The 25,554-nt window shown below is 42.2% G+C and carries 28 protein-coding genes; 22 read left to right on the top strand and 6 right to left on the bottom strand.

Annotation, left to right across the window (positions count from 1 at the left end):
* Window positions 1-388: 388 nt before the first annotated feature.
* From B4W83_RS02485 to B4W83_RS02480, 3 genes are all read right to left on the bottom strand, one after another.
* Window positions 389-568, bottom strand: a complete 180-nt coding sequence (locus B4W83_RS02485) for a hypothetical protein (RefSeq protein WP_001233346.1) — start codon at window positions 566-568, stop codon at window positions 389-391.
* Between the two features lie 141 nt (window positions 569-709).
* Window positions 710-859: a hypothetical protein gene (locus B4W83_RS12695; RefSeq protein WP_001030863.1), complete on the bottom strand. Its 150-nt coding sequence runs from the start codon at window positions 857-859 to the stop codon at window positions 710-712.
* A gap of 271 nt (window positions 860-1,130) precedes the next feature.
* Window positions 1,131-2,099: an NAD(P)/FAD-dependent oxidoreductase gene (locus B4W83_RS02480; RefSeq protein WP_000081020.1), complete on the bottom strand. Its 969-nt coding sequence runs from the start codon at window positions 2,097-2,099 to the stop codon at window positions 1,131-1,133.
* 135 nt (window positions 2,100-2,234) lie between these two features.
* Between B4W83_RS02480 and cdaA the strand changes: the two genes are divergently transcribed.
* The 8 genes from cdaA to B4W83_RS02435 all read left to right on the top strand — a co-directional run bounded on the left by cdaA (window position 2,235) and on the right by B4W83_RS02435 (window position 10,643).
* Window positions 2,235-3,092 carry a diadenylate cyclase CdaA gene (gene cdaA, locus B4W83_RS02470; RefSeq protein WP_001011065.1) on the top strand — a complete coding sequence of 286 codons (858 nt, stop codon included), beginning with the start codon at window positions 2,235-2,237 and terminating at the stop codon, window positions 3,090-3,092.
* Complete coding sequence (locus B4W83_RS02465) at window positions 3,079-3,858, top strand: CdaR family protein (RefSeq protein WP_000742288.1); 780 nt, start codon at window positions 3,079-3,081, stop codon at window positions 3,856-3,858. The genes cdaA and B4W83_RS02465 overlap by 14 nt, the downstream gene beginning before the upstream one ends.
* A gap of 25 nt (window positions 3,859-3,883) precedes the next feature.
* Window positions 3,884-5,236, top strand: a complete 1,353-nt coding sequence (gene glmM / locus B4W83_RS02460) for a phosphoglucosamine mutase (RefSeq protein ID WP_000521435.1) — start codon at window positions 3,884-3,886, stop codon at window positions 5,234-5,236.
* A gap of 73 nt (window positions 5,237-5,309) precedes the next feature.
* Entirely contained in the window at window positions 5,310-5,684 is a 375-nt protein-coding gene (locus B4W83_RS02455; protein WP_001050094.1) for a DUF1149 family protein, read from the top strand.
* Window positions 5,685-5,686: 2 nt separating this feature from the next.
* The gene (locus B4W83_RS02450) at window positions 5,687-6,535 is read left to right on the top strand and encodes a DegV family protein (RefSeq protein ID WP_000762178.1); all 849 of its coding nucleotides are present in this window, start codon (window positions 5,687-5,689) and stop codon (window positions 6,533-6,535) included.
* 276 nt (window positions 6,536-6,811) lie between these two features.
* A complete protein-coding gene (gene dapB / locus B4W83_RS02445; protein ID WP_000027869.1) occupies window positions 6,812-7,579 on the top strand; it encodes a 4-hydroxy-tetrahydrodipicolinate reductase in 768 nt (255 codons plus the stop codon).
* Window positions 7,576-8,775, top strand: coding sequence for a CCA tRNA nucleotidyltransferase (locus B4W83_RS02440; RefSeq protein ID WP_080572918.1), 1,200 nt, complete (start codon window positions 7,576-7,578; stop codon window positions 8,773-8,775). Before dapB ends, B4W83_RS02440 begins: the two co-directional genes overlap by 4 nt.
* Window positions 8,772-10,643: an ABC-F family ATP-binding cassette domain-containing protein gene (locus B4W83_RS02435; protein ID WP_001279112.1), complete on the top strand. Its 1,872-nt coding sequence runs from the start codon at window positions 8,772-8,774 to the stop codon at window positions 10,641-10,643. Before B4W83_RS02440 ends, B4W83_RS02435 begins: the two co-directional genes overlap by 4 nt.
* A 36-nt stretch (window positions 10,644-10,679) precedes the next feature.
* Here B4W83_RS02435 and mntE read toward each other — a convergent pair whose 3' ends face one another.
* Window positions 10,680-11,864 carry a CDF family manganese efflux transporter MntE gene (gene mntE, locus B4W83_RS02430; RefSeq protein WP_000813943.1) on the bottom strand — a complete coding sequence of 395 codons (1,185 nt, stop codon included), beginning with the start codon at window positions 11,862-11,864 and terminating at the stop codon, window positions 10,680-10,682.
* A gap of 307 nt (window positions 11,865-12,171) precedes the next feature.
* Between mntE and B4W83_RS02425 the strand changes: the two genes are divergently transcribed.
* Window positions 12,172-14,868 (top strand): cation-translocating P-type ATPase, encoded by a 2,697-nt coding sequence (locus B4W83_RS02425; RefSeq protein WP_000032387.1) that lies wholly within the window; start codon window positions 12,172-12,174, stop codon window positions 14,866-14,868.
* Window positions 14,869-14,880: 12 nt separating this feature from the next.
* Window positions 14,881-15,678 (top strand): glutathione-dependent disulfide-bond oxidoreductase, encoded by a 798-nt coding sequence (gene yghU, locus B4W83_RS02420; protein ID WP_001277397.1) that lies wholly within the window; start codon window positions 14,881-14,883, stop codon window positions 15,676-15,678.
* An 8-nt stretch (window positions 15,679-15,686) separates the two neighbouring features.
* Here yghU and B4W83_RS13650 read toward each other — a convergent pair whose 3' ends face one another.
* Complete coding sequence (locus B4W83_RS13650; RefSeq protein ID WP_281623698.1) at window positions 15,687-15,809, bottom strand: hypothetical protein; 123 nt, start codon at window positions 15,807-15,809, stop codon at window positions 15,687-15,689.
* A 128-nt stretch (window positions 15,810-15,937) separates the two neighbouring features.
* On the opposite strand from B4W83_RS13650, the gene B4W83_RS02410 reads away from it, so the two are divergent.
* From B4W83_RS02410 to yaaA, 4 genes are all read left to right on the top strand, one after another.
* On the top strand, window positions 15,938-16,348 hold the full coding sequence (locus B4W83_RS02410) for a peptide deformylase (RefSeq protein ID WP_000412227.1): 411 nt from the start codon (window positions 15,938-15,940) through the stop codon (window positions 16,346-16,348).
* Between the two features lie 11 nt (window positions 16,349-16,359).
* Complete coding sequence (locus B4W83_RS02405; protein WP_000822860.1) at window positions 16,360-17,955, top strand: hypothetical protein; 1,596 nt, start codon at window positions 16,360-16,362, stop codon at window positions 17,953-17,955.
* Window positions 17,956-18,133: 178 nt separating this feature from the next.
* Entirely contained in the window at window positions 18,134-18,298 is a 165-nt protein-coding gene (locus B4W83_RS02395) for a YczI family protein (protein WP_000508264.1), read from the top strand.
* Between the two features lie 183 nt (window positions 18,299-18,481).
* Window positions 18,482-19,210 carry a peroxide stress protein YaaA gene (yaaA, locus tag B4W83_RS02385; protein WP_007284851.1) on the top strand — a complete coding sequence of 243 codons (729 nt, stop codon included), beginning with the start codon at window positions 18,482-18,484 and terminating at the stop codon, window positions 19,208-19,210.
* A gap of 126 nt (window positions 19,211-19,336) precedes the next feature.
* Here the strand turns inward: yaaA and B4W83_RS02380 are convergent, their stop codons facing one another.
* On the bottom strand, window positions 19,337-19,885 hold the full coding sequence (locus tag B4W83_RS02380; protein ID WP_000039623.1) for an NADPH-dependent FMN reductase: 549 nt from the start codon (window positions 19,883-19,885) through the stop codon (window positions 19,337-19,339).
* A gap of 257 nt (window positions 19,886-20,142) precedes the next feature.
* Between B4W83_RS02380 and B4W83_RS02370 the strand changes: the two genes are divergently transcribed.
* The 8 genes from B4W83_RS02370 (at window position 20,143) to B4W83_RS02335 (ending at window position 25,508) form a co-directional block, all read left to right on the top strand.
* Entirely contained in the window at window positions 20,143-20,631 is a 489-nt protein-coding gene (locus tag B4W83_RS02370; RefSeq protein ID WP_000747178.1) for a cell wall elongation regulator TseB-like domain-containing protein, read from the top strand.
* A complete protein-coding gene (locus tag B4W83_RS02365; RefSeq protein WP_000777796.1) occupies window positions 20,628-21,815 on the top strand; it encodes a pyridoxal phosphate-dependent aminotransferase in 1,188 nt (395 codons plus the stop codon). Before B4W83_RS02370 ends, B4W83_RS02365 begins: the two co-directional genes overlap by 4 nt.
* On the top strand, window positions 21,808-22,173 hold the full coding sequence (locus B4W83_RS02360) for a VOC family protein (RefSeq protein WP_000565214.1): 366 nt from the start codon (window positions 21,808-21,810) through the stop codon (window positions 22,171-22,173). Before B4W83_RS02365 ends, B4W83_RS02360 begins: the two co-directional genes overlap by 8 nt.
* 19 nt (window positions 22,174-22,192) lie before the next feature.
* Complete coding sequence (gene asnS / locus B4W83_RS02355) at window positions 22,193-23,536, top strand: asparagine--tRNA ligase (RefSeq protein WP_000167155.1); 1,344 nt, start codon at window positions 22,193-22,195, stop codon at window positions 23,534-23,536.
* Between the two features lie 151 nt (window positions 23,537-23,687).
* A complete protein-coding gene (gene rpsF, locus B4W83_RS02350) occupies window positions 23,688-23,978 on the top strand; it encodes a 30S ribosomal protein S6 (protein WP_001151777.1) in 291 nt (96 codons plus the stop codon).
* An 11-nt stretch (window positions 23,979-23,989) separates the two neighbouring features.
* Entirely contained in the window at window positions 23,990-24,460 is a 471-nt protein-coding gene (gene ssbA / locus B4W83_RS02345) for a single-stranded DNA-binding protein SsbA (protein WP_000609598.1), read from the top strand.
* Window positions 24,461-24,491: 31 nt separating this feature from the next.
* Window positions 24,492-24,731, top strand: a complete 240-nt coding sequence (rpsR, locus tag B4W83_RS02340) for a 30S ribosomal protein S18 (RefSeq protein WP_000068664.1) — start codon at window positions 24,492-24,494, stop codon at window positions 24,729-24,731.
* Window positions 24,732-25,004: 273 nt separating this feature from the next.
* Window positions 25,005-25,508, top strand: a complete 504-nt coding sequence (locus B4W83_RS02335; RefSeq protein WP_007284852.1) for a GNAT family N-acetyltransferase — start codon at window positions 25,005-25,007, stop codon at window positions 25,506-25,508.
* Window positions 25,509-25,554: the final 46 nt, after the last annotated feature.

Here is a 25,554-nt window from a genome sequence, read left to right as displayed (position 1 = left end):
GGCTTGATTACGACTAAATAGAAAGGCTTCAAAATAGATTACACCAACCGCAGGCTCAGGCTTGCGGTTTTTTGTTTGTCTGAATCAAGAAAACATCTAACCAACCGACATTAATGTCGGTAGCAAAATAAATGGTTTGTCTGAAAAAAATTGACTTGTTGACATCAACAAATAGCTTTATAAAGCGCTTGGTTGCCAATTTTGTTGATGTTAACAAAATTAGAGTTTATATTTCTATTTTGCAAAAACAGGCATTTTGAACGATTAGAAAGCAAAATCACAATCCTATTGTTCAAAAAAGCGTTTACGTGAAGAATATGGAGAGGAAATCGTGGTGTATCATTGTCAAAAACGGTGTTTTGTTAAAAATAAAAAACAGTGACCGAAATCACTGCTTATCAGTTGTAGCAAATTCATAAAGTTTTTCCGCTGTGAGAAGTGCCATTTTGTCCATGCTTGTTTTTCCTTTTCTGAGATCAGAAACAGTAGTCCATGGAACTCCAGCACCTTGCGAAATAGTAGATGTAGACATCGAACTGTCTAGCAATTCTTGAATAACTTTTCTCATCTTATTTGTCCTTTTTGTTTTTTAGATAAATATATACATTGATTGCAATTATAAAAATAGCTATTGCGCTGACCATTGCATTTCCTCTTTTCATTTGATAAAATAGAGGTGTGAGGGGCTTTCGCCCCAACCTCTTAGCGTTTACCTTTTTCTTTGACGGGATTTCGGTTTACGCTTTTTGTTTTGCCTTGCGACCGTTATTGCGGTCACTAGACTTGCGATAGCAGTTACCGTTTCAGGAATATTGTCTATTGCCTTTTCAAGTAACCTAAGCCAATCTTCTTTGTTCAATTTCATCACCCCCTTTCCTTATCTTGATTATATTATATCACGGCATACCGAGAAAGTCAAGAGTTTTGATGAAGTTTTTTAAAAAAACAGGGGGCAAAAAAGGGGCAAAAGTGTCGTAAATCTCTGTAAAATGATGTAAAAACATTTATTTAAAAGCTCAAAATATAGCTATTTTAAAAGGTATTGTAAGATATAGTAAAACGATGTAAAGGTATTTGTAAAAGCCGATGAATTATAAAACCACGCATCCTATGTGACTCGTGGTTCTTTTTTATAAACTAGTAGAGTGTTTTGGTTGTACTTTTTGTTCAGGGTCTATGTAGTTGATAGCATTATTGACAGCAGTTGGAGCTTCTCCGAGACCTGTCGCAATCAAGTCAATTTTTCCGTCATAGTAGCAGCAGTCACCAATAGCATAGATACCTGCTTGGCTGGATTCCTGTTTGCTGTTGACGATAATCTTGTGTCGGTTGAGTTCCAACCCCCAGTTTTTAAGATTACCGACAGAAGATTTGAAACCATAGTTGACAAAGAGGTGATCTAAGTCAATCGTTTCGGTTTCATCAGATTTGACTTTTGTGATTTCAAGTTTATCAATCGTGTTTCCATCTCCAAGGAGTTGGCTAGGGACGAATGGTGTCTTGATGGTCACAGATGATTCTTGCAAGGCTTGAACGCTGTGTTCCAAGGCACGGAAATTATCTCTGCGGTGAACAAGGGTAGTTGGTGCGATTTTTTCAAAAGCCAAAGTCCAATCCACAGCCGAATCTCCCCCACCAAGAATGGTCACTTTCTTACCAGCGTATTGCTGAATGTTAGAAACGTGGTAGTGGATATTTTCATAGCTCTCAACCCCTTCAAGTTCCAGCGGACGTGGTTTGAAGGCACCGCCACCCATAGCGATGATAACTGTTTTAGTCAGGTGACTTCCTTTAGAAGTTGTGATGGCAAATTCTTCTTCTTGTTTGTCAATCTCAAGAACCGTTTCATTGAGATGAATAGGGGTATCAAAGCTGTTTAGCTGTTCAATCAAGCGGTTAGTCAACTCTTCTCCAGTCAGGTTTGGGAAGCCTGGTACGTCTAGGATTTCCTTTTCAGGGTAGAGAATAGCAGGTTGTCCACCTAGCTGGGGAAGAGAGTCGATGATTTGAACCTTGGCTTGGCGTAGGTGGGCATAAAAGGCTGCAAAAAGCCCGACAGGACCACCACCCACAATGGTAATATCATAGAGTTGAGACATAGTTTCTCCTTTGTTTTTTCTAGTCAGTTTATTTTATCATATTTTTGTTCAATGTAAAATGGACTAGGATAGGGAAAAAAATGCCAGAAAATGGTATAATAGGATGAAAGTGTTTTGATAGGGAGGATATCAGGGATGAATTTTCAACAATTATCCAATCTGCAATATTGGACCAGTTTGTTTGCAAGTCCATGGACGATAGCTATCAATCTGATTGATATTTTGATTGTTGCTTATATTTTATACCATTTTACAAAAGCTATTGCAGGAACCAAGATTATGATTTTGGTACGTGGAGTTTTGGTGTTTATTTTAGCTCAAATCCTTGCAAATATGATTGGTTTGACTACGATTTCTTGGTTAATCAATCAAATTATTACTTATGGGGTTATTGCGGCGGTTGTTATCTTCTCTCCAGAGATTCGGACTGGTTTGGAACGTTTGGGAAGAGCGACAGATTTCTTTTCCAATGCCCCTATTAGTGCTGAGGAACAGATGATTCGTGCCTTTGTTAAGTCTGTTGAATACATGAGTCCTCGTAAAATCGGGGCCTTGGTTGCTATTCAGCGTGTACGTACCTTGCAGGAGTATATTTCGACAGGAATTCCCTTGGATGCTAAGATTTCTGCAGAACTTCTCATTAACATTTTTATTCCCAACACTCCCCTACATGATGGTGCGGTGATTATCAAAGAAGAACGTATTGCTGTGACGTCTGCCTATCTGCCCTTGACAAAAAACACAGGGATTTCCAAGGAATTTGGGACCAGACACCGGGCGGCTATCGGTTTATCAGAAGTCTCAGATGCCTTGACTTTTGTCGTATCAGAGGAAACGGGAGGAATTTCGATAACCTATAATGGAAGCTTTAAGCACAACCTAACACTTGATGAATTTGAAACAGAATTACGTGAAATCTTACTTCCAAAAGAGGAAGCGGGTCTTAGTTTTAAAGAACGATTGCTAGGAGGATGGAAACATGAAAAAAAATAGTTTATATATCATATCCTCACTCTTTTTTGCTTGTGTCTTATTTGTCTATGCTACGGCGACGAATTTTCAAAACAGTACCAGTGCTAGGCAGGTAAAAACGGAAACCTATACGAATACAGTAACAAATGTTCCTATTGACATACGCTATAATAGTGATGAGTATTTTATTAGCGGTTTTGCTTCAGAAGTCTCAGTGGTCTTGACTGGTGCAAATCGCCTATCGCTAGCTAGTGAAATGCAAGAAAGCACACGTAAATTCAAGGTTACTGCTGACCTAACAGATGCCAGTGTTGGAACGATTGAAGTTCCTTTGAGCATTGAAGATTTACCCAATGGGCTGACCGCTGTGGCGACTCCGCAAAAAATTACAGTCAAGATTGGGAAGAAGGCTCAGAAGGATAAGGTAAAGGTTGTACCAGAGATTGACCCTAGTCAAATTGATAGTCGGGTACAGATTGAAAATGTCACGGTGTCAGATGAAGAAGTGTCGATTACGAGTGATCAAGAGACATTGGATAGAATTGATAAGATTATCGCTGTCTTGCCAACTAGCGAACACATAACAGGTAATTACAGTGGTTCAGTACCTTTGCAGGCAATCGACCGCAATGGTGTTGTCTTACCGACAGTTATCACTCCCTTTGATACAACAATGAAGGTAACTACAAAACCAGCAGCACCAAGTTCAAGCACATCAAATTCAACTACAAGCAGTTCATCGGAGACATCTTCGTCAACGAAAGCAACTAGTTCAAAAACGAATTAAAAATAGAAAAAAGGATTTTATAAAAATGGGTAAATATTTTGGGACTGATGGAGTCCGTGGAGAAGCTAATGTAGAACTTACTCCAGAATTAGCTTTTAAGCTAGGACGTTTTGGAGGCTATGTTCTTAGTCAACATGAAACGGAAGCACCGAAAGTCTTTATAGGACGTGACACACGTATTTCAGGGGAAATGCTAGAATCTGCCTTGGTAGCTGGTCTTCTATCTGTAGGAATTCACGTATACAAACTAGGTGTTCTGGCGACACCAGCAGTAGCTTACTTGGTAAAAACTGAGGGAGCAAGCGCCGGTGTCATGATTTCTGCTAGCCACAACCCAGCCCTTGATAATGGAATCAAGTTCTTTGGCGGTGATGGCTTCAAACTAGATGACGAAAAAGAAGCAGAAATTGAAGCCTTGCTAGATGCTGCGGAAGACACTCTTCCTCGTCCAAGTGCAGAAGGCTTGGGAACCTTGGTAGATTATCCAGAAGGCTTGCGTAAGTATGAAGGCTACCTTGTTTCAACTGGAACTCCTCTTGAAGGAATGAAGGTTGCCTTGGATACAGCTCATGGTGCAGCTTCTACAAGTGCCCGTCAAATCTTTGCAGACCTTGGTGCTCAGTTGACTGTTATAGGGGGAACACCAGATGGTCTTAACATCAACCTTAATGTTGGTTCAACCCACCCAGAAACCCTTCAAGAAGTGGTCAAAGAAAGCGGCTCAGCTATTGGTTTGGCCTTTGATGGAGACAGTGACCGTTTGATTGCTGTTGATGAAAATGGCGACATCGTCGATGGTGACAAGATTATGTACATCATTGGGAAATACCTTTCTGAAAAAGGACAATTGGCTCAAAATACAATTGTGACAACTGTTATGTCTAACCTTGGTTTCCACAAGGCCTTGGATCGCGAAGGTATTAACAAGGTAGTCACTGCAGTTGGCGACCGCTACGTTGTTGAAGAAATGCGAAAATCAGGCTACAACTTCGGTGGTGAACAATCTGGGCACGTTATCTTGATGGACTACAATACAACAGGTGATGGTCAATTATCCGCTGTCCAATTGACAAAAATCATGAAGGAAACTGGTAAGAGCTTGTCAGAGTTGGCAGCAGAAGTAACCATCTATCCACAAAAATTAGTCAATATCCGAGTGGAAAATGCCGTGAAGGAAAAGGCTATGGAAGTGCCAGCTATCAAGGCTATCATCGAGAAGATGGAAGAAGAAATGGCAGGGAATGGTCGTATCTTAGTACGCCCAAGTGGAACAGAGCCCCTCTTGCGTGTTATGGCAGAAGCGCCTACCACAGAAGAAGTTGACTACTATGTTGATACCATCGCAGACGTAGTTCGAGCTGAAATTGGGATGGACTAAAACTTAGAAAACTAGATGAAAATAAAAAATTATGGTACAATAGCTTATAATATTGTAGCCGAGGGAGAAAGATATGAATCTTAAACGTGAACAAGAATTTGTTAGTCAGTATCATTTTGATGCGCGTAATTTTGAATGGGAAAATGAAAATGGAGCTCCTGAAACTAAGGTGGATGTGAACTTCCAATTGCTCCAACATAATCAAGAAAATCAAGTGACTTCCTTGATTGTCATCTTGACATTTATGATTGTATTTGATAAGTTTGTCATCAGTGGAACCATTTCACAGGTAAATCATATCGATGGCCGTATTGTCAATGAACCAAGTGAATTGAGCCAAGAAGAAGTGGAAACTTTGGCTCGTCCATGTTTGAATATGCTCAACCGTTTGACTTACGAAGTAACTGAAATTGCATTAGACTTACCAGGAATCAATTTGGAGTTCTAATTATGAAACTAGCTGTTATCACAGATTCTTCTGCCTATCTCAGTGCAGAGACCTTGCAAAGAGAAGATTTGTATGTCTTGGATATTCCTGTCAATATTGATGGTGAGGAGTATGTCGAAGGCATCAATCTGACTGCTGAGGAATTTTACCCAAAAATGGCTCAGGCTTCTGAATTGCCTAAGACCAGTCAACCAAGTATTGCCAAGTTAGATGAGATCTTAACTTCGCTCAAAGAACAAGGTTATACACATGCCTTGGGACTGTTCCTATCTTCTGGAATTTCAGGTTTTTACCAAAATATTCAGTATATGGTGGATGACTATGAAGGTTTAACCAGTGCTTTCCCAGACACTTTGATTACAAGCGCTCCCCTAGGCATCATGGTTGAAAGCGTCTTTAACTGGCGAGATCAGGGCGATGATTTTGCTATCATTCAGGATAAGCTAGCTATTCAAATCAGCCGTACGTCAGCTTTTATCATGGTAGATGACCTGGATCATTTGGTAAAAGGTGGGCGCCTTTCAAATGGGGCTGCCATTTTGGGCAATTTGCTTAGCATTAAGCCAATCCTTTATTTTAACGATCAAGGTGTGATTGAAGTTTACGAAAAAGTTCGTACGGAAAAGAAAGCAACCAAGCGCTTGATTGAAATCATCAAGGAAACAACGGCTTCAGGCCAATATCGGGTCATTGTCATTCACGGGAATGCTCCTGAAAAGGCTGAGGAATTACGTCAGCACTTACTAGATTCTGAAGTGGGTACGGATATTTCACTTGCTACATTTGGTAGTGTCATTGGAACACACCTAGGCGCAGGAAGTATTGCTCTGGGTTATATTCCAGTGATTTAGTTGGGACTTTTAGCTTAGTTAAGATGCCTTGTATCTTAGCAATTGAACACGGACTACCTGCCTCTTGAAAAAAGATGCCTGTCTTGCCTTTCGTGGCAAGTCAGCGTCATTCCCTATTTTTCATGGGCAGCTAAGGTCCTTTGTATCTTGATAATTGAACACGCCTGGGACCCTGTGTGAAAAAGATAGTTCTTCCAAGGAGTAGACACTTCTTGATCAGAATTCCTATTTTCACTTTGTGTTCTTACAGGCCTTGTATCTTAGACAGGAGTAGAGATGAGTATTCGAGTAATTATTGCTGGTTTTAAGGGAAAGATGGGTCAAGCTGCTTGTCAGATGGTCTTGGCTGATCCAGACTTGGACTTGGTAGCAGTTTTGGATCCTTTTGAGTCTGAGTCAGAATGGCAGGGAATTCCTGTTTTCAAGGATAAGGCTGATTTAGCAGGCTTTGAAGCGGATGTTTGGGTAGATTTTACAACTCCAGCTGTTGCCTATGAAAATACACGCTTTGCTCTTGAAAATGGCTTTGCTCCAGTAGTTGGAACGACTGGTTTCACGAGTGAAGAAATTACAGAGCTAAAAGTATTTTCTCGTGCCCAAGATTTGGGTGGCTTGATCGCTCCAAATTTTGCCTTGGGTGCTGTCTTGCTTATGCAATTTGCAAGGCAGGCTGCTAAATATTTCCCCAATGTGGAGATTATCGAGCTCCATCATGACAAGAAAAAGGATGCTCCGAGTGGAACAGCTATTAAAACGGCTGAGTTAATGGCAGAAGTTCGAGAGTCTATTCAGCAAGGTGCGCCTGATGAGGAAGAATTGATTGCAGGTGCCCGTGGTGCTGACTTTGATGGCATGCGGATTCACTCAGTTCGTTTACCAGGCTTGGTAGCCCATCAGGAAGTCATCTTTGGCAATCAGGGAGAAGGATTGACGCTCCGTCATGACTCCTATGATCGCAGCTCCTTCATGACAGGGGTGAATTTGGGAATTAAAGAAGTTGTCAAGCGTCATGAGCTTGTCTATGGATTAGAACACTTATTATGAGATTAACGCAAATGCCTTCTGAATTTCAGAAGGCTTTACCAGTATTAGAAAAAATTAAAGAAGCAGGTTTTGAGGCCTATTTTGTTGGAGGTTCTGTTCGAGATGCCCTTCTCAATCGCCCTATCCATGATGTGGATATTGCGACGTCTTCTTATCCAGAAGAGACCAAGCAGATTTTTCCGCGAACAGCCGATATCGGAATCGAGCATGGAACCGTCTTGGTCTTAGATGGGGATGAGGAGTATGAGGTAACCACCTTTCGGACAGAAGATGTCTATGTGGACTATCGCAGACCCAGTGCGGTTTCCTTTGTTCGTTCGCTAGAAGAAGACCTCAAGCGCCGTGATTTTACAGTCAATGCCTTTGCTTTGGATGAGACAGGAGAAATCATTGACTTGTTCCATGGGCTAGGAGATTTAGAAAATCAAGTTTTGCGAGCGGTTGGTGTGGCTAGTGAGCGTTTCAACGAAGATGCTTTGCGGATTATGCGTGGTTTCCGTTTTCAGGCCAGTCTTGGCTTTGAACTTGAGTCAGAAACCTTTAAAGCTATGAAGACATTGACGCCCCTTTTGGAGAAAATTTCTGTGGAGCGTACCTTCGTTGAGTTTGATAAACTCTTGCTGGCTCCATTTTGGAGAAGGGGCTTGGCTTCCATGATTGAGAGTCAAGCTTATGACTATCTCCCTGATCTGGCATCTAGCCAAGACAAACTTAACAGACTGTTTGATTTAGAGACTGATTTCACCTTTGAATCTTCAGAGCAAGCTTGGGCGGCTCTACTGTGGGCTTTGGAGATTGAAAATGCGCAGCCATTTTTGAAAGCTTGGAAGACCTCACGCCAGTTTGCCAAGCAAGTTCAGGATTTGCTGACTATTTTGGCTCTGCGTGAAAAGGGAGAATTGAGCAAGCGCGATTGTTACCGCTTTGACTTGGAGTTGCTTTTACAGGCTGAAAATCTTCGTCATACCCAGGGAAAACCAGTCAACCCACAAGTCATAACAGAAACCTATCAGAGTTTGACCATTCATGACAAGAAAGAAATTCAGATTAATGGTGGCATTTTGATCAAGGAATATGGTTATCAGCCGGGACCAGACTTGGGAGAGATTTTAACAGAGATTGAGTATGCCATTGTCGATGGAGAATTGGAAAATGACCGACAAGCCATCCATGCTTATCTGAGGGAGAAGAAATGAGTGATTTTATCGTTGAAAAACTAAGTAAATCTGTCGGTGATAAGACCGTTTTTAAGGATATTTCCTTTATCATCCATGACCTAGACAGAATTGGTTTGATTGGTGTCAATGGAACAGGGAAGACCACCCTTTTAGATGTTCTTTCTGGCGTTTCTGGCTTTGATGGGGATGTCAGTCCCTTTTCGGCTAAGAATGATTACCAGATTGGTTATTTGACTCAAGATCCTGATTTTGATGATAGCAAGACGGTCTTGGATACGGTTCTTTCCAGCGACCTCAAGGAAATCCAGCTCATTCGTGAGTATGAGTTGATCATGCTCAACTACAGTGAGGACAAGCAGGCTCGTTTGGAACGGGTCATGGCTGAAATGGACTCTCTCCAAGCTTGGGAAATCGAGAGTCAGGTCAAGACTGTTCTCAGCAAGCTGGGGATTCAGGACTTATCTACTCCTGTTGGGGAATTGTCAGGTGGTCTAAGAAGACGGGTCCAGTTGGCGCAAGTTCTTCTTGGTAATCACGACCTCTTGCTGCTGGATGAGCCAACCAACCATCTGGATATTGCGACTATTGAGTGGCTGACCCTCTTTTTAAAAAATTCTAAGAAGACAGTTCTCTTTATCACTCACGATCGTTATTTCTTGGATGCTTTGTCAACTCGGATTTTCGAGTTGGATCGAGCTGGATTGACCGAGTATCAAGGGAATTATCAGGACTATGTTCGCCTTAAGGCGGAACAGGACGAGCGTGACGCAGCTCTTCTCCACAAAAAAGAACAACTCTATAAGCAGGAATTGGCCTGGATGCGTAGACAACCGCAGGCGCGTGCGACCAAGCAGCAGGCTCGTATCAATCGTTTCCACGACCTGAAAAAGGAAGTTTCAGGCAATACTGATGAGACAGACTTGACCATGAACTTTGAAACCAGTCGGATTGGGAAAAAGGTCATCGAGTTTCAGGATGTTTCCTTTGCCTATGAAAACAAGCCTATTTTGCAAGATTTTAATCTCTTGGTGCAAGCCAAAGACCGCATCGGAATCGTTGGGGATAACGGTGTTGGGAAATCAACCCTGCTCAATCTAATTGCAGGCAGCCTTGAGCCGACAGCAGGTCAAGTTGTGATAGGGGAAACTGTTCGCATCGCCTATTTCTCTCAGCAAATTAAGAGCTTGGATGAAAGCAAGCGAGTGATCAATTACCTGCAGGAAGTGGCAGAAGAGGTCAAAACCAGTGGTGGTTCTACGACTTCCATTGCAGAGTTGCTGGAGCAGTTCCTTTTCCCACGTTCGACGCATGGAACCTTGATTGAGAAATTGTCTGGTGGAGAGAAAAAACGTCTTTATCTCCTCAAACTGCTCTTGGAAAAACCAAATGTTCTTCTCTTGGACGAACCGACCAATGATTTGGACATTGCAACTTTGACAGTTTTGGAGAATTTCTTGCAAGGCTTTGCTGGTCCAGTTTTGACTGTTAGTCACGACCGCTATTTCTTGGATAAGGCAGCGACTAAGATTCTCGCTTTTGAGGATGGCAAGATTCGTCCTTTCTTTGGTCATTATACCGACTATCTTGATGAAAAAGTCTTTGAAACAGAGATGGCCAATCAAGTGCAAAAGGCTGAAAAGGAGAAAGTGGTCAAGGTTCGTGAAGGCAAGAAACGCATGACCTACCAAGAAAAGCAGGAGTGGGCAAGCATTGAAGGCGATATTGAAGCCTTGGAAAACCGTATCGCTGCTATTGAAGAGGAAATGCAGGCTAACGGCTCTGACTTTGGTAAGCTGGCTACTCTCCAAAAAGAATTGGATGAGAAAAATGAAGCACTCCTTGAAAAATACGAACGCTATGAGTATCTCAGTGAATTTGATAGTTAGAAGAATAGAAAAATCCCGTCTCATGACAGGATTTCTCTATTCTTTTTTTGTTTCCTGGTGGAAGACATTTTGCCAAGTTTCGTGGCGACGCCAGATACTGGTATGGACGATACCATCTAATTCATAGCAGATGAGTTTGGTCTTTTGACTGATGGAAGTGATTTGGATGTCCTTGATAGCTGAATTCAAGTCTTTTTCTGCTTTATAGGCCTCTTTATCCATCTGCTTTCCGTCTTGGCGAATATAGACAAAATCATCAGCCAATAGTTCTTCCAGTTGATTTCCTTGGTCAATCAATTGTTCACGCATAAGCAATTTCTTATAGACATTGTCTAAAATTTCATCCTCAGGGATAGGCGCTGGCTCAATATGGACATCGGTATCAAAAACCCCAAAACGTTCCTCCAGCATAGACTCGACCTGATCCGCGATTTCATGACTCTCAAAAACAGACAGGTCAGGGTTCATCTCTAGCGTAATATCCAGGTAGATGTTGCTACCGTAGGTACGACCTCTTTGGGACTTAACCTTGCTGATTTTGGGAATTTCCATGATGGCCTTTTGATAATCCTCAAGCAGACGGTCGTCAAAGCCATCCGAAAGGCTAAAGGAAGACTCGATGAAGATATCATAGGCAGTCTTCAAGATAAAGAAAGTGATGATGATAGCAACCAGTTTATCCACAATGGGATAATTGAAACTACTAGCTAGGATGGCAATGGTAGTACCAAGTGAGGTAACAGCATCAGAAAGATTGTCCTTTGCTGCGGCCTTCAGTGCTTTGGAGTTGGATTTCTTACTGAGGCGAGTATTGTAGAGATAGACCACAAACATGATTGCTGCAGACATAATTCCTAGAGTTGCACCCAGAGGATCAATGACCGTTTCTTCCCGACTGAGAATCTTTTGAATGGTATCCCTTAGAACATCAAAGCCAACATAGAACATGATGATGGAAGTGATTAAGCTAGCCAAATCCTCAATCTTCCAGTGGCCAAAACGGTGGTCTCGGTCAGCAGGCTGGCGTGCCATCCTGATTCCAATCAAGAGGGCCACATTTCCAATGATGTCCGACACGTTGTTGAAACCATCGGCCACCAAACTGGATGAATGAAGAAGATGGCCAGTAGCCAATTTCGCTGCAGACAAGAGCAGGTAGGTTGAAATACTGATAATGGCACCACGTTCAGCTAACTTGAGATTTGAGATAGATTGCTTCATTCAACTTCCTTTCTAGTCATATAGCATTCTACCATTATACTGGTTTTCAAGGGAAAATTCAAATAAGGTAGTTTTTACTCTTTTAAAACTCCCCAAAATTTGGTATAATAGTACTACTCAAGGGAGTAGCTGGCAGAAACCTGTGATAGTGTCGTCATTCCGAATTTTATACTGAAAAGTATGTTTTCCGGCCCTATCTTAAACAGCGAGACTTGTTATGATTAACAGGTCTCTTTTTGTTTGTCGTGAAAAGATGCGATGAGGGAAAAGAGAGTCTGTTTTGCACACAATGTCAAGGAGGAGACACATGTCAAAAGAACAAGAACGCCAAGCGTTTTACACTCAGAGTCCTGAAGAGGTCTTGAAGGCTGTGGATGCGACCGAGCAAGGTTTGTCATCAAGTGAGGCGGAAAAGCGCCTTGCCGAATTTGGCCACAATGAACTCGAAGAAGGCGAGAAACGATCAATCCTGGTCAAATTCATCGAGCAATTTAAGGATTTGATGATTATCATCCTAGTTGCAGCAGCAATCTTGTCAGTCGTGACTTCTGGTGGGGAAGATATCGCAGATGCCATTATCATTTTAGCCGTGGTTATCATTAACGCTGCCTTTGGTGTTTACCAAGAAGGAAAAGCAGAAGAAGCCATTGAAGCCCTCAAATCTATGTCAAGTCCAGCTGCTCGCGTTCTTCGTGATGGGCATATGGCGGAGATTGATTCAAAAGAATTGGTACCTGGAGATATCGTTGCCCTTGAAGCAGGTGACGTTGTGCCAGCAGACCTACGTTTGCTAGAAGCCAACTCTCTTAAGATCGAAGAAGCTGCTTTGACAGGTGAGTCTGTGCCAGTCGAAAAAGACTTGTCAGTCGAGCTTGCGACAGATGCTGGTATTGGTGACCGTGTCAATATGGCCTTCCAAAACTCTAACGTGACCTATGGTCGTGGGATGGGTGTTGTTGTCAATACAGGGATGTACACGGAAGTTGGTCATATTGCTGGTATGCTTCAAGATGCGGATGAGACGGATACACCCCTCAAACAAAACTTGAACAACCTTTCTAAGGTCTTGACCTATGCTATCTTGGTCATTGCCCTTGTTACTTTTGTAGTGGGTGTCTTCATTCAAGGGAAAAGTCCACTTGGTGAGTTGTTGACTTCTGTTGCCCTTGCCGTTGCAGCCATTCCAGAAGGACTTCCTGCTATCGTTACCATCGTTCTTTCCCTTGGTACTCAAGTTTTAGCCAAACGCCATTCCATCGTTCGTAAATTGCCAGCAGTTGAAACACTTGGTTCAACTGAAATCATCGCTTCTGATAAGACTGGTACGCTGACTATGAACAAGATGACAGTCGAAAAAGTCTTCTACGATGCAGTCCTACATGACTCAGCTGACGACATTGAACTAGGTCTTGAAATGCCGCTTCTACGTTCAGTTGTCTTGGCAAACGATACGAAAATCGATGTGGAAGGAAACTTGATCGGTGATCCAACCGAAACAGCCTTCATCCAGTATGCCTTGGACAAGGGCTACGATGTTAAAGGATTTTTAGACAAATATCCTCGTGTAGCTGAGTTGCCATTTGACTCTGACCGTAAACTCATGTCAACGATTCACCCATTGCCAGATGGTCGTTTCCTTGTAGCAGTCAAAGGTGCGCCAGACCAACTTTTGAAACGTTGTGTTCTTCGTGACAAAGCTGGTGATATTGCTCCGATTGACGAGAAGGTTACAAACCTCATTCACACAAACAACTCTGAAATGGCTCACCAAGCCTTGCGTGTCCTTGCAGGTGCTTATAAGATTATTGATAGTATTCCAGAAAATCTGACTTCTGAAGAGCTTGAAAATGATTTAATCTTCACTGGTTTGATTGGAATGATTGACCCTGAACGTCCTGAAGCTGCTGAGGCTGTTCGTGTGGCTAAGGAAGCTGGAATCCGTCCAATCATGATTACAGGTGACCACCAAGACACAGCAGAAGCTATTGCTAAACGTTTGGGAATCATTGATGCAAACGATACAGAAGACCACGTTTTAACTGGTGCTGAGCTCAACGAATTATCTGATGAAGACTTTGAAAAAGTTGTTGGTCAATACTCTGTTTATGCCCGTGTGTCTCCAGAGCACAAGGTTCGTATCGTCAAGGCTTGGCAAAAACAAGGTAAGGTCGTTGCCATGACAGGTGACGGTGTCAATGATGCCCCAGCTCTGAAAACAGCAGACATCGGTATCGGTATGGGAATCACTGGTACAGAGGTTTCTAAGGGGGCTTCTGATATGATTCTTGCAGATGATAACTTTGCGACTATTATCGTCGCAGTGGAAGAAGGACGTAAGGTCTTCTCAAACATTCAAAAGACTATTCAGTACCTACTTTCTGCCAATACTGCTGAAGTATTAACCATCTTCCTATCAACCTTGTTTGGTTGGGATGTCTTACAGCCGGTTCATCTTTTGTGGATCAACTTGGTAACGGATACCTTCCCAGCTATCGCTCTTGGTGTTGAACCTGCGGAGCCTGGTGTCATGAATCATAAACCACGTGGACGCAAGGCAAGCTTCTTCTCAGGTGGTGTTTTGAGTTCTATCATTTATCAAGGTGTACTCCAAGCAGCTCTTGTTATGAGTGTTTATGGCCTTGCGATTGCTTACCCAGTTCATGTGGGTGACAATCATGCTATTCATGCAGATGCCCTAACGATGGCCTTTGCAACCCTTGGTTTGATTCAGCTCTTCCATGCCTACAATGTCAAGTCTGTCTACCAATCCATCTTGACAGTTGGCCCATTCAAGTCTAAGACCTTTAACTGGTCCATCTTGGTATCCTTTATCCTTCTCATGGCAACAATCGTTGTAGAACCGCTTGAAGGAATCTTCCACGTAACCAAACTAGACTTGTCACAATGGGGAATTGTTATGGCTGGAAGCTTCTCAATGATTATCATCGTCGAAATCGTTAAGTTTATTCAACGCAAACTCGGTTTTGACAAGAATGCGATTTAAGGGAGGTTTCGGATGTCAGCATATCAATTACCGACCGTATGGCAGGATGAAGCTAGTAATCAAGGAGCCTTTACGGGCTTAAATAAACCAACAGCAGGTGCCCGTTTCGAACAAAACTTGCCAAAAGGAGAACAAGCTTTTCAGCTTTATTCACTGGGAACACCAAATGGTGTGAAGGTCACTATCTTATTGGAAGAATTACTAGAGGCTGGTTTTAAGGAAACGGCTTACGACTTGTATAAGATTGCTATCATGGATGGGGATCAATTTGGTTCAGACTTCGTAAAGCTCAATCCAAATTCCAAGATTCCAGCCTTGTTGGACCAGTCAGGAACTGAAGAAGTAAGAGTCTTTGAATCTGCTCATATTCTCCTTTATCTTGCTGAGAAATTTGGAGCCTTTCTACCAAGTAATCCTGTGGAAAAGGTAGAAGTTTTGAATTGGCTATTCTGGCAAGCTGGGGCTGCACCTTTTCTAGGTGGGGGATTTGGACATTTCTTTAATTATGCCCCTGAAAAATTGGAATATCCTATTAACCGTTTTACGATGGAAGTGAAACGCCAGTTGGATTTATTGGATAAGGAATTGACTCAGAAACCTTATATTGCAGGCAATGACTATACGATTGCAGATATTGCCATCTGGTCTTGGTATGGACAGTTAGTTCAAGGAAAACTTTACCAAGGTTCTGCAAAATTCTTGGATGCCTCAAGTTACCAGAATTTAGTAAAATGGGCAGAAAAAATTGCCAATCGTCCAGCTGTTAAGCGTGGGATGGAAGTAATTTATAAAGAAATTAATACTCTTTGAAAATCTCTTCAAACCACGTCAGCGTCGCCTTGCCGTATATATGTTACTGACTTCGTCAGTTCTATCTGCAACCTCAAAACAGTGTTTTGAGCAATCTGTGCTAGCTTCCTAGTTTGCTTTTTGATTTTCATTGAGTATAAGTAGCAAAAAAGTCATCTTCGGATGGCTTTTTGCTACAGTTGAGGGAAAGGGCTTGCAGTTATCGGCTTTTGTGCTATAATTGTTATAATATAGTAAAAAACAAGAGGAGTGTGAGGAAGTGGAAAAGAAAATTGTAAAAGATATTTTGTTTTTATCTCAGGTATCTCAGCCGGCAAGTCAGGAAGACCTTTATCTTGCCAGAGATTTGCAGGATACACTCTTAGCAAATCGTGAGACCTGCATTGGTCTAGCTGCCAATATGATTGGGGTGCAAAAGCGCGTGATTATCTTTAATCTTGGCTTGGTTCCCGTGGTCATGTTTAACCCAGTGCTTCTGTCCTTTGAAGGATCCTATGAGGCAGAAGAAGGCTGTTTGTCCTTGGTAGGTGTGAGATCAACTAAGCGTTATGAAACCATAAGGCTTGCCTATCGTGACAGCAAGTGGCAGGAACAGACCATTACCTTGACAGGCTTCCCAGCTCAGATTTGCCAGCATGAGCTGGATCACTTGGAAGGACGAATCATTTAGGAGGAAAGCAAATGAAACGAATAGTCTTTGAACTTATTTTTATCGCAACGACCTGGTATATCTTTTTACCGCCCCTTAACCTGACCAGCTGGGAATTTCTCTTCTTCCTCTGTGGGCATTTGTTAGTTGTGGCAATCTTATTTGGCTTTGGCAAGGGGATAAACCTTGTCAAAACGGTTCATGTGCGCCACGGTAAGGCGGAAGCTGCCTTAAATCTTGAGGGTTTCAAAATCAATCGGTTAGGGAAAATTCTGTTAGCTTCGATTGGAGGAATTCTTCTCTTGGCAGCTTTGGTTTCCTTGGTAACTTCCAGCATGTTTCAGGCTAAAAATTATGCCAATGTAGTCACGGTTACGGAAAAAGACTTTACTGAATTTCCTAAGAGTGACACCAGTAAGGTTCCTATCTTAGATAGAAGTACTGCTGAAAAAATTGGTGACCGCTACTTGGGTTCCCTAACAGATAAGGTGTCGCAGTACGTAGCGGCAGATACCTATACCCAATTGACAATTGATGGGAAACCTTATCGAGTGACGCCACTAGAATACGCAGACCCTATCAAGTGGTTTAACAATCAAGCTAAGGGAATCGGTGAGTATATCAAGGTGGACATGGTAACTGGAAATGCGGATTTGGTGGACTTGAAGACACCAATCAAGTATTCAGACTCGGAGTATTTTAACCGTGATGTCAAACGTCACCTGCGCTTGAAGTACCCGACCAAAATCTTTAAAACTCCATCTTTTGAGGTGGACGATGAGGGCAATCCTTTCTATGTAGCAACGGTTTACCAAAAGCAATTTGGACTTGCGGTTCCTCGTCCTGCTTCAGTCATTATCTTGGATGCTACAAATGGAGAAACCAAGGAATACAGCTTATCAGATGTTCCAGAATGGGTGGATAGGATCTATCCAGCAGAGGAAACCATTGAGCAAATCAACTACAACGGCAAGTACAAGGACGGTTTCTTGAATGCCATGATTTCCAAGAAAAATGTGACCCAGACTACCAATGGCTATAATTACTTGTCTATCGGTAATGACATCTATCTCTACACAGGTGTGACGTCGGCTAATGCGGATGAGAGTAATCTTGGTTTCATCCTTGAAAATATGCGAACAGGAGAAATTACTAAGTATAGCTTGGCTTCTGCGACAGAAGAATCAGCCCGTGAATCAGCAGAAGGTGCTGTTCAGGAGAAATCCTACAAAGCAACCTTCCCAATCCTCATCAACCTCAATGACAAGCCTTTCTACATCATGGGTTTGAAGGACAATGCTGGCTTGGTCAAAGAGTATGCTCTAGTAGACGCAGTCGAGTACCAAAATGTTATCGTAGCTACTACAGTGGAAGAGATGCTCAGCAAGTATGCCAATAAAAACGACCTTGAAATTGACAATGCAACGACAGAAAGCATCAAGGGAGTAGTAGCAGACCTCAAATCAGCTGTTATCAAGGGCGACACCGTCTACTTCTTTAAAGTTGATGGCAAGATTTACAAGGTTAAGGCTTCAGTATCAGATGACCTTCCTTACCTTGAAAATGGTAGAACCTTCGAAGGTCAAGTAGGAAAAGACAGCTATCTCAAGACCTTTAAAGTACAGTAATACTCTGCGAAAATCTCTTCAAACCACGTCAACTTTATCTGCAACCTCAAAGCTGTGCTTTGAGCAACCTGCGGCTAGTTTCCTAGTTTGTTCTTTGATTTTCATTGAGTATAAAAAAGGTTTATTTAAGAAATATATGTTATAATAAAATAAATTAAGACTAATGGAGGACAAAGAAATGGGTTTTTATTTGATGCTTGCTTCAATGCTACTTGGACTGCTCGCTTTGAAGATAGGTTTTTCTCAGTTCAAGGAGAAAAAAGATAAATTCTTATCTATCTTAACAAGTTTAGCTGGCGCAGCCCTTGTTCTCGTGGCTATCTGGTTAGGATGGCCCAAATAAATAGAGAAGCCTCGGTCAAACCGAGGTTTTTCATACTCTTCGAAAATCTCTTCAAACCGCGTCAGCTTCGCCTTGCCGTACTCAAGTACAGCCTGCGGCTAGCTTCCTAGTTTGCTCTTTGATTTTCATTGAGTATCAGATGAATTTCTTGGTTGTGGCTAAAAAATATGCTACACTATCAATATGAAAATTTTAATCCCTACAGCAAAAGAAATGAACACAGACTTGCCGAGTATCGAGGTAACACCTTTAATACCAGAAAGTCAGGCCGTGCTGGATGCCTTGGCCCTCTATTCTGCTAGTCAATTGGAGAGTTTTTATAAGGTATCAGCCGAGAAGGCTGCGGAAGAATGTCAAAATATCCAAGCTTTGAAAAGGCAAACTGCTCAACACTACCCAGCTCTTAAACTTTTTGATGGGCTTATGTACCGCCATATCAAGCGAGATAAGTTGACCGAGGCGGAACAAGCCTATCTTGAAAATCATGTTTTCATTACCTCGGCTTTGTACGGTGTCGTTCCAGTCTTGTCACCTATGGCCCCTCACCGTTTGGACTTTTTGATGAAGTTAAAAGTCGCTGGTAAGACTTTAAAGAGTCATTGGAAGGCAGCCTATGATGAAGCTGTGAAGCAGGAAGAAGTGATTTTCTCCCTCTTGTCGTCCGAGTTTGAGACGGTATTTTCTAAGGAAATCAGAGAAAAAATGGTGATCTTCAAATTTATGGAGGATAGAGGCGGTCAGCTGAAAATTCACTCAACCATTTCCAAGAAAGCGCGTGGTGCCTTCCTGACAGCCCTGATAGAAAATCAAGTACAGACGGTGGAGGAAGCTCGTCGCTTAAGCTTTGCAGGATTTACCTACCGAGAAGATCTGTCCCAGCCACAGGAATTGGTTTTTGTTAAGGAAGTATAGAAATCAGATATTTTGTATTTGGCAATATGTATCATCAGCTATTTTAGTTTATAAATGAGAAAAAAAGCGAACAAGCTAGTCTTCTGAGTGTCAGAAAAGTAGTCTTGTTCGCTTTTATTATGTTAGTTACTTGATCGCATTGACCAAGTCTTCCGCTTGTTTTTCAAGTGAGTTTAGGACTGTTTCTTCAAGAACCAATTTTCCGTCTGCCCAAGCAGAGTCATTGACACGTGCAGCAGTGAAATCACCAACGATTTGTGTACGGATAAATGGCAAGAGGTCTTTGTAAATAGCGAAAAGTTGATCGTGACCGGCATTGGCTACAGATGATACGGTGACAAACTTGTCTTGAAGGGCAGAAGCGCCACGTGTATCAGACAAGTCAAGGGCGCGAGATAGCCAGTCAAGCAAGTTTTTTACTGTTCCAGGGATAGAGAAGTTGTAGACTGGAGAGAAGATCCAGATAGCATCCGCAGCGAGAACCGCTTCACGAGCAGTAGCTACAGCTGGATGAGTTGGAACTTCCAAATCTTGGCTGAAGAGAGGAAGGGCTGAATAATCAAGGTAGCTAACTTCCGCTTTACCAGCAAGTGCTTTCTCAGCTTCGAGCGCCATTTGGTGGTTGAAAGAACCTTGGCGTAGTGATCCGACGATAAATAATACTTTTTTAGACATGATGTGTCTCCTTTTTCTTAAATTTACGAGAATTTTCTCGTTGTTATAAAATATATTACAACAAAGCAAAACAACTTGCAAGAAATTTGCTCAGAGTTTATTTGAAAATTGTAAAATTTCGGAAACTCTAGTCATTTGTGACTGAAAAAGTAAGAACTGTTTCACTTTCAAAATCGGTTTTGTTTGAAGGAAGAAATAAAGTGCGATTGTTCTTGCATTCACTTGTAATAAAGCCCAATAGATGGTAAAATAGACGAGTGAAAAAAAGACAAAAAAAAGCAAAAAATAATCTACTGTGGCAGTATGGTCTAGGGATGACGATTTTGTTTGTGGTTATCAGTGCTTCCTTTCTGTATCTAGTGTTTCTGAGTATGAAACCTTATCAAACAGCTAAAAGTGAAGGAGAAAAATTAGCTCAGCAGTATGCAGGATTAGAGCAGGCTGATCAGGTTGACTTATACAATGGCTTGGAATCCTATTATAGCGTTCTTGGCCGTAATAAAAAACAAGAAGCACTTGCTGTCCTGATTGGAAAAGATGACCACAATATTTACGTTTATCAGCCAAATCAAGGTGTTTCACAAGAAAAAGCAGAAGCTGTTTCGAAGGAAAAAGGAGCTGGCGAGATTGACAAGATTACCTTTGGCCGTTATCAAGACAAACCAATCTGGGAAGTCAAGTCAGGCTCTGATTTTTATCTAGTAGATTTTGAAACAGGAGTATTGGTCAATAAGGAGGGCCTATGAAACTATCCAACCGTGTTTTAGAAATGGAAGAAAGTGTGACCTTGGCTGCTGGAGCTCGTGCCAAAGCACTCAAGTCTGAGGGAAGAGATATCCTGTCTCTAACCTTGGGTGAGCCAGATTTCACTACTCCAAAAAATATCCAAGATGCCGCCATTGCATCGATTCGAGATGGGCGTGCTTCTTTTTATACAGTAACCTCAGGCCTGCCAGAGCTCAAGGCAGCGGTCAATACTTACTTTGAACGCTTTTACGGCTATTCTGTAGCGCCAAATCAAGTGACAGTCGCTGCTGGAGCCAAATATTCTCTCTATACCTTCTTTATGGCTGTGGTCAATCCAGGTGATGAAGTTATCATCCCAACCCCCTACTGGGTAAGCTATGGAGACCAGGTCAAGATGGCAGAAGGTGTGCCAGTCTTTGTTCCTGCTAAGGAAGATAATCACTTTAAGGTGACCGTAGAGCAGTTAGAAGCAGCTCGCACAGACAAGACCAAGGTTTTGGTGCTGAATTCGCCATCCAATCCGACAGGTATGATTTACACCCGTGAGGAACTCTTGGCAATCGGAAACTGGGCTGTAGAAAAGGATATTCTCATTCTAGCAGATGATATCTATGGGCGCTTGGTCTATAATGGTCATGAGTTCACACCGATTTCTAGCCTATCTGAGGCAATTCGCAAGCAAACAGTGGTCATCAATGGTGTGTCTAAAATCTATGCCATGACAGGTTGGCGGATTGGCTATGCCGTTGGAGAAGCAAACATTATTGCTGCCATGTCCAAGATTGCAGGTCAAACAACTTCGAATCCGTCAGCAGTAGCCCAGTATGCAGCAGTTGAGGCTCTATCAGGTGAGCAAGATACTGTAGAAAGCATGCGTCAGGCTTTTGAGGAACGTCTCAATACCATCTATCCCCTTCTTGCTGAGGTGCCAGGATTTGAAGTGCTCAAACCGCAAGGAGCTTTCTATCTCTTCCCAAATGTCAAAAAAGCTATGGAGATGAAAGGCTATACAGATGTGACAGATTTTACAACCGCTATCCTAGAAGAAGCCGAAGTGGCCTTGGTAACAGGAGCAGGATTCGGAGCACCAGAAAATGTCCGCCTCAGCTATGCGACAGACCTAGACACGCTTAAAGAAGCAGTTAAACGCTTGAAAGCATTTATGGGTAGTGAGAATGATTGATCATTTTGAGATTAAGGTAAAGGATTTACAAATTTCAGAAGGATTTTATAAGAGTTTTCTCGCTCCTTTGGGCTATAAATTGGCTTTTAAGACTAGTTCTCTAATCAGTTTTCTTGCCCCGAACAGCCCTCATCCTGGTGGTGATTTTTGGCTGGCTCAGGGGACACAAGATCCTATTCACTTTGCTTTTTTAGCAGAAAATAAGGAAGAAGTTCAGGCTTGTTATGAGGCTGGTTTAGAGGCAGGTGGGCGAGACAATGGGGCTCCTGATTATCGCAGTGAGCATCCGATTTACTACGCTGCTTTTGTGATTGACCCAGATGGGAACAATATAGAAGTGGTTTGCCATAAAGAATAAAAAAGAAAAAGGAAAAATAATGACAAAACGTGTAACGATTATTGATGTAAAAGACTATGTTGGTCAGGAAGTGACGATTGGCGCTTGGGTTGCCAACAAATCAGGAAAAGGGAAAATTGCCTTCTTGCAATTGCGTGATGGAACAGCCTTCTTCCAAGGTGTGGCTTTTAAACCAAACTTTGTCGAAAAATTTGGTGAAGAAGTAGGACTTGAGAAGTTTGATGTCATCAAACGCTTGAGCCAAGAAACGTCTGTTTATGTGACAGGTATTGTCAAAGAGGACGAACGTTCTAAATTTGGCTATGAGTTGGACATCACAGACATCGAAGTGATCGGTGAATCTCAAGACTACCCAATCACACCAAAAGAACACGGTACAGACTTTTTGATGGACAACCGTCACTTGTGGCTCCGTTCTCGTAAGCAAGTGGCCGTGATGCAAATCCGTAACGCTATTATCCATGCAACTTATGAGTTCTTTGACAAGAACGGTTTCATGAAATTTGACAGCCCAATTCTTTCAGGAAATGCGGCAGAAGATTCAACAGAACTCTTTGAAACGGACTACTTCGGAACGCCAGCCTACTTGAGCCAATCAGGTCAGCTTTACCTAGAAGCAGGTGCTATGGCTCTTGGTCGTGTCTTTGACTTTGGTCCAGTTTTCCGTGCTGAAAAATCAAAAACGCGCCGTCACTTGACCGAGTTCTGGATGATGGATGCAGAGTACTCATACTTGACACATGATGAGTCGCTTGACTTGCAAGAAGCTTATGTGAAAGCTCTTCTACAAGGTGTTCTTGACCGTGCGCCTCAAGCCTTGGAAACCTTGGAACGTGATACAGAGCTCTTGAAACGCTACATTGCAGAGCCATTCAAACGTATCACTTACGATCAAGCCATTGACCTCTTGCAAGAACATGAGAATGATGAAGACGCTGACTACGAACATCTTGAGCATGGTGATGACTTTGGTTCACCACATGAAACTTGGATTTCAAACCACTTTGGTGTGCCAACTTTTGTCACGAACTACCCAGCAGCCATCAAGGCCTTCTATATGAAACCAGTTCCTGGAAATCCAGAGCGCGTGCTTTGTGCAGACTTGCTTGCTCCAGAAGGTTACGGAGAAATCATCGGTGGTTCTATGCGTGAGGAAGACTATGATTCCCTTGTCGCTAAGATGGATGAACTTGGCATGGACCGTACAGAGTATGAATTCTACCTTGACCTTCGTAAATACGGTACAGTTCCACACGGTGGATTTGGTATCGGTATCGAGCGTATGGTAACCTTCGCAGCAGGAACAAAACATATCCGTGAAGCCATTCCATTCCCACGTATGTTGCACCGTATTAAACCGTAAGAATAGGAAAACGCCCATGTGGCGTTTTTCGCATATCAGAGTTTTTACTTGCGTAAAAAATTTTTTTCTAGTATAATAGTTTATTGTGAGCGAACCTCACTTACCCCTTGCAAAGTCTTGGGGTCATTAGACCAAAAGGAGGAACATATCAATGGCTAAATACGAAATTCTTTATATCATTCGTCCAAACATTGAAGAAGAAGCTAAAAACGCTTTGGTAGCACGTTTTGACTCTATTTTGACTGACAACGGTGCAACTGTTGTTGAATCAAAATCTTGGGAAAAACGCCGTCTTGCATACGAAATCAAAGATTTCCGTGAAGGACTTTACCACATCGTTAACGTTGAAGCAAACGACGATGCAGCTCTTAAAGAGTTTGACCGTCTTTCAAAAATTAACGCTGACATTCTTCGTCACATGATCGTCAAAATTGACGCGTAAGAAGGTAAACTATGATTAACAATGTTGTACTTGTAGGGCGCATGACACGTGACGCTGAGTTGCGTTATACCCCATCAAATGTAGCAGTTGCGACTTTTACTCTTGCAGTAAACCGTACATTTAAGAGTCAAAATGGCGAACGTGAGGCTGATTTTATCAATGTCGTTATGTGGCGTCAACAGGCTGAGAACCTTGCTAATTGGGCTAAAAAAGGCTCACTTATCGGGGTGACAGGCCGTATCCAGACTCGTAGTTACGATAACCAGCAAGGACAACGTATCTACGTGACAGAGGTCGTGGCTGAGAATTTCCAAATGTTAGAAAGCCGTAGTGTGCGTGAAGGTCATACAGGTGGAGCTTACTCTGCACCAACTGCAAACTATTCAGCGCCTACAAATTCAGTACCAGACTTTTCACGTGATGAAAATCCATTTGGAGCAACAAACCCATTGGATATTTCAGATGATGATTTACCATTCTAATGGACAACTAAAATTATAAAGGAGAAAAAACATGGCTCAACAACGTCGTGGCGGATTCAAACGCCGTAAAAAAGTTGATTACATCGCAGCAAACAAAATTGAATATGTTGATTACAAAGATACTGAGCTTCTTAGCCGTTTCGTTTCAGAACGTGGGAAAATCCTTCCTCGTCGTGTAACAGGAACTTCAGCTAAAAACCAACGTAAAGTAACAACAGCTATCAAACGCGCTCGCGTAATGGCTTTGATGCCTTTCGTAAACGAAGATTAAAGAAAAGACCCGGTTGGGTCTTTTTTTCAGGTCCAGTGGACCTCTTTTTCATGAGCTTGAAAACAAGAAAGCGAATTAAGACCCCGACGGGTCTTTTTTTCACGAGCCTTGAAATGAGAGAGCGAGTTGAGGTCAGGGGGACCTCTTTTTCATGAGCTTGGAAACAAGAATGCGAATTAAGACCCCAACGGATCTTTTTTTCACGAGATAGTTTTTTTCTGACCTTGGCGTGCTATAATGGTAATAGAAAGAGTAAAGGTGGGTAAGTCAAAGATGAATTGTACGATTAGAAATATGATTAAGTCTGATATTGAATCCTTATCTCATGGCTTTATGAATCAAGGTTGGCCTGGTAGAGAGGAAATTTTGGCTAGATATTTTCTGGAACAGGAAAGTGGGGAGAGAGAAGTCTTAGTTGCAGAGATTGATGGTGCTGTAGCGGGCTACGTTACCATTTTGCCCTCTGCTAAACATTGTCCTTTTGCAGAAGTCTATCCAGAATTATCAGATTTTAATGTGTTTGAGCCTTTTAGAAATCAAGGGATTGGGAATCAATTGCTAGAAGAAGCAGAAAAACGAGTCAAGTTTGTTTCGAGTAAGGTCACTCTTGGTGTAGGTTTGCACTTAGGCTATGGCCCTGCCCAGAGATTGTATATCAGACGGGGCTACATTCCAGATGGGACAGGTGTCTGGTATCGAAATCAACCCTTGGAAATGAATGCTACTATTCAAAATAATGATGATTTAGTTCTGTACTTATCAAAGAAGTTCGAATAAGAGATGGCGAATTTCTTTGAAAATAGGGGATTTAGCTACTTTATGG

This window comes from Streptococcus pseudopneumoniae ATCC BAA-960 = CCUG 49455, from assembly GCF_002087075.1.
GTDB lineage: Bacteria > Bacillota > Bacilli > Lactobacillales > Streptococcaceae > Streptococcus > Streptococcus pseudopneumoniae.
This window is presented reverse-complemented; position numbering and strand designations above follow the sequence as displayed.

Excerpts from the sequence above, each read along its gene's own strand:
- B4W83_RS02380 (WP_000039623.1), bottom strand. The coding sequence starts at position 19,885 with ATGTCTAAAAAAGTATTATTTATCGTCGGATCACTACGCCAAGGTTCT.
- rpsR (WP_000068664.1), top strand. The coding sequence starts at position 24,492 with ATGGCTCAACAACGTCGTGGCGGATTCAAACGCCGTAAAAAAGTTGAT.
- cdaA (WP_001011065.1), top strand. The coding sequence starts at position 2,235 with ATGAATTTTCAACAATTATCCAATCTGCAATATTGGACCAGTTTGTTT.
- B4W83_RS02365 (WP_000777796.1), top strand. The coding sequence starts at position 20,628 with ATGAAACTATCCAACCGTGTTTTAGAAATGGAAGAAAGTGTGACCTTG.
- B4W83_RS02440 (WP_080572918.1), top strand. The coding sequence starts at position 7,576 with ATGAGATTAACGCAAATGCCTTCTGAATTTCAGAAGGCTTTACCAGTA.
- rpsF (WP_001151777.1), top strand. The coding sequence starts at position 23,688 with ATGGCTAAATACGAAATTCTTTATATCATTCGTCCAAACATTGAAGAA.
- mntE (WP_000813943.1), bottom strand. The coding sequence starts at position 11,864 with ATGAAGCAATCTATCTCAAATCTCAAGTTAGCTGAACGTGGTGCCATT.
- B4W83_RS02360 (WP_000565214.1), top strand. The coding sequence starts at position 21,808 with ATGATTGATCATTTTGAGATTAAGGTAAAGGATTTACAAATTTCAGAA.
- ssbA (WP_000609598.1), top strand. The coding sequence starts at position 23,990 with ATGATTAACAATGTTGTACTTGTAGGGCGCATGACACGTGACGCTGAG.
- dapB (WP_000027869.1), top strand. The coding sequence starts at position 6,812 with ATGAGTATTCGAGTAATTATTGCTGGTTTTAAGGGAAAGATGGGTCAA.
- B4W83_RS02335 (WP_007284852.1), top strand. The coding sequence starts at position 25,005 with ATGAATTGTACGATTAGAAATATGATTAAGTCTGATATTGAATCCTTA.
- B4W83_RS02465 (WP_000742288.1), top strand. The coding sequence starts at position 3,079 with ATGAAAAAAAATAGTTTATATATCATATCCTCACTCTTTTTTGCTTGT.
- B4W83_RS02435 (WP_001279112.1), top strand. The coding sequence starts at position 8,772 with ATGAGTGATTTTATCGTTGAAAAACTAAGTAAATCTGTCGGTGATAAG.
- glmM (WP_000521435.1), top strand. The coding sequence starts at position 3,884 with ATGGGTAAATATTTTGGGACTGATGGAGTCCGTGGAGAAGCTAATGTA.
- yaaA (WP_007284851.1), top strand. The coding sequence starts at position 18,482 with ATGAAAATTTTAATCCCTACAGCAAAAGAAATGAACACAGACTTGCCG.
- yghU (WP_001277397.1), top strand. The coding sequence starts at position 14,881 with ATGTCAGCATATCAATTACCGACCGTATGGCAGGATGAAGCTAGTAAT.
- B4W83_RS13650 (WP_281623698.1), bottom strand. The coding sequence starts at position 15,809 with ATGAAAATCAAAAAGCAAACTAGGAAGCTAGCACAGATTGCTCAAAAC.
- B4W83_RS02450 (WP_000762178.1), top strand. The coding sequence starts at position 5,687 with ATGAAACTAGCTGTTATCACAGATTCTTCTGCCTATCTCAGTGCAGAG.
- B4W83_RS02480 (WP_000081020.1), bottom strand. The coding sequence starts at position 2,099 with ATGTCTCAACTCTATGATATTACCATTGTGGGTGGTGGTCCTGTCGGG.
- B4W83_RS02455 (WP_001050094.1), top strand. The coding sequence starts at position 5,310 with ATGAATCTTAAACGTGAACAAGAATTTGTTAGTCAGTATCATTTTGAT.
- B4W83_RS02395 (WP_000508264.1), top strand. The coding sequence starts at position 18,134 with ATGGGTTTTTATTTGATGCTTGCTTCAATGCTACTTGGACTGCTCGCT.
- asnS (WP_000167155.1), top strand. The coding sequence starts at position 22,193 with ATGACAAAACGTGTAACGATTATTGATGTAAAAGACTATGTTGGTCAG.
- B4W83_RS02425 (WP_000032387.1), top strand. The coding sequence starts at position 12,172 with ATGTCAAAAGAACAAGAACGCCAAGCGTTTTACACTCAGAGTCCTGAA.
- B4W83_RS02405 (WP_000822860.1), top strand. The coding sequence starts at position 16,360 with ATGAAACGAATAGTCTTTGAACTTATTTTTATCGCAACGACCTGGTAT.
- B4W83_RS02485 (WP_001233346.1), bottom strand. The coding sequence starts at position 568 with ATGAGAAAAGTTATTCAAGAATTGCTAGACAGTTCGATGTCTACATCT.